The sequence below is a fragment of the Sphingomonas sp. 66-10 genome (genome assembly GCF_001897045.1).
GTDB classification, from domain to species: Bacteria; Pseudomonadota; Alphaproteobacteria; order Sphingomonadales; family Sphingomonadaceae; genus Sphingomonas; species Sphingomonas lycopersici.
This window is the reverse complement of record NZ_MKRR01000071.1, coordinates 1-7452: the sequence shown is the minus strand read 5'-3', so window position 1 is coordinate 7452 and position 7452 is coordinate 1. Positions and strand designations below refer to the sequence as shown.

Genomic DNA, 7452 nt, shown 5'->3' with positions numbered 1-7452 from the left:
CGAGGTCGCCGAGCGAGGTGCTGGCGAGCTCCAGGCGCTCGGTGGTTCCGGCGAGCGCCGCCCCGTACAGGGTCTCGCGGATGCCGGCGAAGAGGAGCTGGCTCTCGGCGAGGTATCCCCATGCCGTCACCGCGATCGGGTTGAGGAGGTTGACGACCAGGCCGAGGACGGAGCCGATGCGCCGTCCTGCCTCGCGGACGGCGTGCATCGCCTGGGGGACGCCCTCCCCGGCCAGTCGCAGGACGTCGGTCACGTGCGAGACGTCGAACCCGGCCGCGCTCAGGTCGCGGACCAGCGCGGAGCCGCTGGCGACCACCTCGAGGCATCCGATCGATCCGCATGTGCACAGCTGATCGCTGCCCTCGACCTTGATGTGGCCGAGCTCGCCCGCGAGACCGTCGGCGCCGCGCACAGGCTCGCCGCGCACGACCACGGAGGAGTCGATGAGGGTGCCGAGCTTGAGGCACACGAGAACCTCGGCGTCGGGCCAGGACATGCGCTGCTCGGCGAGGGCGAGCAGGTTGACGTCGAGGTCGATGAAGGTGGGCACGCCGAAGCGAGCGTGCAGGGCGTCGCGGAAGGCTGCCGAGTTCCAGTCCACACCGCCCCCCCGCGCCCGTGCGAACGATTGGAGCTCGAGCGTGCGCGGGATTCCGACGCCCACGCCTGCGATGCTGTCGGGGTCGATCCCGGCCTCGGCGATGAGGGCGTCGAACGTTCCGACGACCGCGTCGATCAGCGCCTCGGGACCGACGGCGACGTCGACGGATTCGAAGCGGTCCGCGATGGTGTCGCCGGCCAGATCGGTGACGGCGGCACGATATCCGGTGAGACCGATCTGGGCGGCGAGGACGGCTCCCGAGGCGGGAGCGAACGAGCTCACCGTCGCAGGCCGCCCGCGTCCGCCGAGGACCTGCATCTCAGCCTGCACGAAGCCCCACTGCTCGAGATACGCCAGACGCTGCAGGATCGTCGAGCGCGCGACCCCCATCGCGCCGGCCATCTGCGTGACGGTGACCGCCTTGCCGTGGCGGATGAGCTCGAGCAGCTGCCCCGAGCCCTCGAGCTGAGCCATCGTCGGCGACGGCAGAGCGGATGCGGAGCCCATCGAGGCACTCCTTTCGCAGCCGGATTAATGTGTCTCGTCAGCGATATTAGGGGATTCTTGAGAGGGGTGGACAGATCTCCTCGGGATATTTATGGCGACGAAGTAATTAAAAACGTTGACAGGCGACGATATTAGTTCCTACGATCATTGCGTCGGCGGGCGTTCGCATGCTGGCATCCCATTCAGCACATCAAGATGCAAGGAAGCACACGATGAGAATTCATCGCAGGTTCAGAGTTGCAGCTGCGGCAGCGGTCACAGCGTTGGCACTCGTGGTCAGCGGGTGCGCGATCCAGAGCAACGGCGGCGGGTCGGGCGGCGACGCGAAGAAGACGCTCACGTTCTGGAACTACTACACGGGGACCCAGCTCGAGCGTGCATGCTCTCGCGACGGTTCCGGGCACGTCGGCATACGCCGCGACGAAGGGCGGCATCGTCGCCCTCTCCCGGGAAGCCGCCGTGGAGTATGCGGATGCCGGCATCCGCTGCAACTCCGTCGTCGTCGGCTCGGTCGACACCGCGATGTCCGACGCCCATGGCGAGCAGCTCGCCCGCGACGGCGTGACGGTCGCGCCGCCCGCCGGGGCGGTCGGGCGGATGGCCCGACCGGAGGAGATCGCGCACGCCGTGACCTACCTGCTCGGACCGGGGGCGTCCTTCGTCACCGGGTCCGCGTTCGTCGTCGACGGCGGGCTGACCTCCCGGCTCATGTAGCACCCCTCACGCGCGACGGGCGCGGAGTGTCGCGAACTCGAACGGCCGCAGCGCCACCTGCCCAACGATACGAGCTGGTGCTTCCCGCAATGGTGGGTGCCGGGCGTGATCGGGGCACAGACGCCCAAACTGGACCTCTTCCAGAAGTACGTCATCTCCTCCACCGTCAGCAACCCGACCACGGGCGGGCCGCTGGACAACCCGGTCGAGACCGACTACGTCTACGGCACGCCCCGGTGGCGGTACGACACATCTCCCATCACTCCCGAGGCGCAACGCACCTGGAACCAGTACGCCGGCGTCGACAGCCTGCAGATCCGGGTGGGTGACTCGAATACCCCCACGTCGCAGCAGGTCACCGACTACACCTACTACCAGGGCATGGATGGAGACCGCGCGACCACCACCGGCGGCACCAAGTCGGTGTCGGTGAAGGGGACGAGCATCCCGGATTCCCGCTGGTTCGCGGGGCAGGTGTATGAGCAGAAGACGCTGCTCGGCGTGGGCGGGACCGTGCTCTCCGACACCGTCAACACCCCGTGGGCGTCGCCGGTCACGAGCAACGACGGCGTCAACACGGCACGTTTCGTCGACATCCAGCACGCCGTGACAACGGAACCGGTCTCGACAGGCGGGAACCGCACGATCGATACGAAGACCACTTTCGACTCGGCGACGGGGCTGCCATTGACGGTCTCCACGGTCCCGTCGGACGCGACCCCCACCTGCACGACCACGACTTACGCGACCCCCAGCGGTGGCATCCGGGGCCTCCCGCAAGAGGTGCAGAAGGTCGGTGTCGCGTGCGCGAACCTCGCATCCGCCGTCTTCCCGAGGGATCTCATCAGCGACACCCGTGCTTACTACGACAACGCGGCGCTCGGTGTCATCGGCAGCCACGGCGACGTCACGAGCACGACCGCCGTCGACTCCTACCCTGGCGGGGTCGCGCACTGGGTGACGATGTCCACGCTCGGCTACGACGCACTCGGCCGCGTCACGAGCAGCAAGGACGTCCTCAACCACACCACATCGACGGCCTACACGCCCGCCACCAGCGGAGCTCTCACGAGCACCACGGTGACCAACACGCTCGGCTGGACGACCACGACCGCCTACAACCCCGAATGGGGAGCGGAGACGTCTGTCACCGACCAGAACGGCCACCTGACGACGGCGACCTACGACGCGCTCGGTCGCCGGACCCAGGTATGGCTGCCCCAGCACACCCAGTCCGCCAACCCAACCAGTCCCTCCATCAAGTACGCGTACACGCTGTCGCAGACCGGCGCGAACGCCATCGCGACGACGTCACTCACCGGCGGTGGCCAGAACGTCGACTACGACCTCTACGACGGGCTCGGACAGCATGTCCAGTCCCAGACTCTCGCGGACGGCAGCGGCACCATCGTCACGTCCACCGGGTACGACCTGGCCGGTCGGGCGGACTGGCAGGACAACGCCTACTGGACGACGTCCGTCTCTCCTTCCACGACGCTGTTCGTGGCATCCAACGAAGCCACGATCCCGTCGCAGGTGCACACGAGCTTCGACGCCGCCGGACGCCCGACCAAGGTCGTGACCAACGGCACAGGAGTGAAGCGGTTCGAGACCGACACGGCCTATCTCGGTGCCGACCGCGCCGACATCACCCCGCCGTCCGGTGGCACCGCATCCAGCGTCTTCACCAACAGCGACAGCCAGAAGACGAAGCTCGTCCAGTACCTCGGCAACGCCGTGAGCGGCAGTGGTCAGGCGACGACCTACGCGTACAACGCGTCGGGCGCGATGACCGGGATGACCGACCCCGCCGGTAACCAGTGGTCGTGGAGCTACGACGTCCTCGGACACCAGATCAGCGCAACCGACCCCGACACCGGGATCACCTCCGCGACGTTCGACGATGGCGGTAATCAGCTCACCTCCACTGACGCCCGGGGCAAGCTGCTCACGTACACGTACGACGCTCTCAACCGGAAGACCGCGCAGTACGCGGGCACCGCGTCGGGGAGCCTCCTCGCATCCTGGACGTACGACACCGTCGCGAAGGGCGACCTCACCGCTGCCTCGAGCTATACCGGATCCACGCCGGGCAGCCCCGGGGCCGCGTACACCTCGACTGTCAACAGCTATGACGCTGCCGATCAGCCGACGTCCACGACGCTCAGCATCCCCGCCGCGGCGCCGGCGTTCGGTGGGACGACGTACAACGTCCTGAACAGTTACTCCGTCAACGAGCAGCTGGCGTCGCAGACCGACCCTGCTGTCGGGGGGCTGCCGTCCGAGCGGTACAAGTACGGCTTCACAACCGACGGGCGTGTCTACTCTCTCACCGCGCCTGACTTCTCCGTGCTCAGCGCCTTCACCCCGATCCGTCAGCTCGCCTCGCTCGACCGGTACGTGCCGAACGGAGTCGCCTCGCCGCTGTATGAGGGTTACACCAGCTACGGCTACGACCAGGCCACCGGTGCAGTGACCGGCATCCAGGACACCGCGACGTTCGCCGGGGCCGGCCACAGTATCGCCAACCGGGCGTACACGCGGGATGACGCGGGGGAGATCACGTCGCAGACGAAGACGACGACGTACCCGACCGCGACGACCGAGGTGTCCTGCTACGCCCACGACGGTCTGGGTGAGCTCACGCAGGTGTTCACGCCGGGCAGCGGGGCGGACTGTTCCACCACTCCGTCGGCGGCAGTGCTCGGGGGTCCCGCCCCGCTGTGGGACACGTACACGTACGACACGGCGGCGGGCAACCGGACCAGCGCCACGGTGCACGCCACCGCAGGTGGCGGGTCGGATGTGACGGCGAACTACACGTATCCGGCGGCGGGGGCTGTGCGTCCGCATGCGGTCTCGACGGTGACGGGTAACACGTCGACGGGTGCGGGCTCTTATGGGTACGACGCGGATGGGAACACGACGTCCGCGCCGGGTCAGACGTTGACCTACAACGAGAACGGCAGGGTGGCCAGCGTCACCACGGGTGCGGGTACGCAGCAGGATGTGTACAGCGCGTCCGGGTCGCTCCTTCTGCAGGTGGACCCGGTGGATGGGGCGAAGCTGTTCCTCGGCGACACCGTGCTCACGAAGGATGCTTCCGGGGCGGTGTCGGGGGTGCGGACGTACACACAGGATGGTGCGTCGCCGGTGGAGCGGACCACCACGACCGGGGTGACGGGTTCCTCGCTCGTGTGGCTGTACAGCGATGTGGATGCCACGGTCGACACGCAGACGGTGGCGACCTCGGGTGTGACGACGAGTCAGTACCGGGATCCGTTCGGCAACGGCGTCGGTGCCAGCTCGGGGGTGTGGGGTGATGGGTTCGGGTTCTTGAACAAGCCCGCCAGCGTGGACACCGGGCTCACATCGTTGGGGGACCGGTTCTACGACCCCACGTTGGGCAGGTTCGTCTCGGCGGACCCGGTGTTGGCGACCGGGAATCCGCAGCAGGTGAACGGGTACTCGTATGCGGCGAACGACCCGGTCACGAACACCGACCCGTCCGGGGACTGTTATGAGGCGGATACGGGTGCTCTCACCCACAACGTGAACTGTGCGCTCGGGCATGGTGTGACGGCGGCGAGCGCGTCGACGGTGGCGTCGATGTACGCGAAGGTCAACGGGACGGGCAATACGACCGCCTGGCTGAGGTCATACAACCGGGCCTCGTACTTGCAAAGTCTCGAGCGCAGTGCGCCGGGCTCCGCTCACGGCTCGTGGGACAACTACGGCGGCGCCTACGGTAAGCCGTCGCCGCAGGCGGCAGCGATCTCCGCGGGAGTCGGGTTGACGGTCGTCTCGGTCGGGCTGGCCTTCATCCCCATCGTCGACGGAGCCGACACGGTCACCGTCCCAGCGGCCGCCGCAGAGTTCACGTCGGCGGCGGACGCAGCCGCCGATGTCGGTGTCGCGACGGGGTCAATTGCAACGAACGAGGATGGCCTCGACCTGGCCTTGGTCTATAAGGAAGGGTGGACGTCAACTCAGCGCGCCGCCGCCGATGCGAAGGTCAAAGCCCTCAACGGCAGCGATGAGTTGATGGTTACGCAATCGCTTCGCCAGGGCTCGTCTGCGGCATCGAGATATCGGGCGGCCGGCGGAGAGATTGATCCGGGTGCTGATGTCGACCACATTATTGATCTGCAGCTCGGGGGCGCGGATGACGTTTCAAATATGTCTCCACTTGATGCATCAGTCAATCGAAGCCTTGGAGCCCAGATCGGGTTGCAGTTGCGAGGGGTTCCGCTTGGTACTCGAATTCGCGGCGTTACGATTGGCGAGCGCTAGGAGAAGAGGCAATATGTTTGACGATCTTGTGAAGCGGGTTGGTGCCGACGAATCCGTTCGGAGGATCGACGTCGGCTCGTTACCCGATCTCTTCGAGAGCGCAGGGGGTTTGACGATCGGAGGTGGCCTCCTTCGGGTTCACACGATCGAGTCCGCGACCGCGGCGGCAGAGCTTGTTCAGGCGGCCTACCCGGAGTATGTGGGGCGCGTTTCCTGCTTTGCCTTCGATTGGGCTGGTCGCCAGTTCTCCGTCGATCTGGGTGATGCACGCGACATTGTGCAGATGTTCGAAATCGGCACCGGTCAGGTGCTGGAGATTCCCGCGGACCTTGAGGGCTTCTTTGACGAGGAGATTGTGCAGTACACCGATGCGGCCCTCGGTGAATCGTTCTTCTCGGCGTGGCTCGGTGCTGGTGGTGGTGAGCCTGGTTTCAACGAATGCGTTGGCTATCGGAGACCTCTCTTTCTTGGAGGGGTCGATGACGTCTCGAACCTTGAGCTGACCGACCTGTCCGTCTACTGGACCGTCTTCGGACAGCTTCGGGTCAAGACGCGCGGCCTTCCCCCCGGCACGCGTGTGGGCCGAGTAGGCATCGAGTGACCAACCAACGAGATGCCCCGCTTCCTCTTGGCTGCGTGAGCGGTCCCCGGTCGATCGGCGTTGGTCTTGACCCTGTTTCAAGGAACTCAATCTGAGGAGTCGCGGCTCGTTGACGGTGGGGCAGTTTCCGGGGAGGTAGCGGTCGACATGGCAGTGAGAGCGTGGTTGGTTGTCACGTCCCGCGACTTGTCGGCGGGCGCCATCGCGGCGCGGTTGTCACTTTCCCCAGACAATATTGATTCCGCGGGTGAACCGATCAAGCCAGGCGGGGGTTCGCGAATCGAGTCGGTCTGGAAGCGCGAACTCTCGCCATTGGACTCGCGTCACTTCGGTACGGAAGGGCTCTCGGCAGCGATCGAGGCACTGGGCATCGAACTTGCCGGCGAGTTCCGGAGTCTGCGAGATTCCGGTGCGACATGCCTACTGGACATCGTGCAGGAAGTGGTCGGGGAGTTTGACAGCGCTTCGACGGGATTTCGTCTCGATGCCAGCGCGGTGCGTTGGCTAGACGCTGGAGGGTTCAGTGTCTCGATCGATCAGTACTTCTATGAGTAGGGGGTATCCGGAGCTTGACTGGGTTTTGGGGGCACGGGTCCGGCTATCCATCGGGGCGTTCCGTTGTCCCGAGGCCGCGCGCGAAGGTCCTGGGGCGGGGCGGACCAACGTGACTTCTCGGCGGGATTGGCCGATTCAAGTGAACCGAACGGGGGGCTCATGCAGGCCGGAATACTAGTCG

5 protein-coding genes are annotated in these 7452 nt (G+C 66.2%); 4 read left to right on the top strand and 1 reads right to left on the bottom strand.

Annotated features, from left to right (window positions below; translation table 11 throughout):
- On the bottom strand, positions 1-1108 hold a 1108-nt coding region (locus BGN95_RS06660; protein WP_286772032.1), incomplete at its 3' end, for an ROK family transcriptional regulator.
- Between the two features lie 375 nt (positions 1109-1483).
- On the opposite strand from BGN95_RS06660, the gene BGN95_RS06655 reads away from it, so the two are divergent.
- The 4 genes from BGN95_RS06655 to BGN95_RS06640 all read left to right on the top strand — a co-directional run bounded on the left by BGN95_RS06655 (position 1484) and on the right by BGN95_RS06640 (position 7271).
- Entirely contained in the window at positions 1484-1822 is a 339-nt protein-coding gene (locus BGN95_RS06655; protein ID WP_286772031.1) for an SDR family NAD(P)-dependent oxidoreductase, read from the top strand.
- 105 nt (positions 1823-1927) lie between these two features.
- Positions 1928-6115, top strand: coding sequence for an RHS repeat-associated core domain-containing protein (locus tag BGN95_RS06650; RefSeq protein WP_286772030.1), 4188 nt, complete (start codon positions 1928-1930; stop codon positions 6113-6115).
- Between the two features lie 13 nt (positions 6116-6128).
- Complete coding sequence (locus BGN95_RS06645) at positions 6129-6716, top strand: T6SS immunity protein Tdi1 domain-containing protein (protein ID WP_286772029.1); 588 nt, start codon at positions 6129-6131, stop codon at positions 6714-6716.
- A gap of 66 nt (positions 6717-6782) precedes the next feature.
- Complete coding sequence (locus tag BGN95_RS06640; protein WP_286772028.1) at positions 6783-7271, top strand: DUF4279 domain-containing protein; 489 nt, start codon at positions 6783-6785, stop codon at positions 7269-7271.
- The last annotated feature ends 181 nt before the right edge of the window (positions 7272-7452 follow it).

What these genes read in the sequence shown, in the direction of transcription:
- BGN95_RS06645 (WP_286772029.1), top strand. Translation starts at nt 6,129, where the DNA reads ATGTTTGACGATCTTGTGAAGCGGGTTGGTGCCGACGAATCCGTTCGG.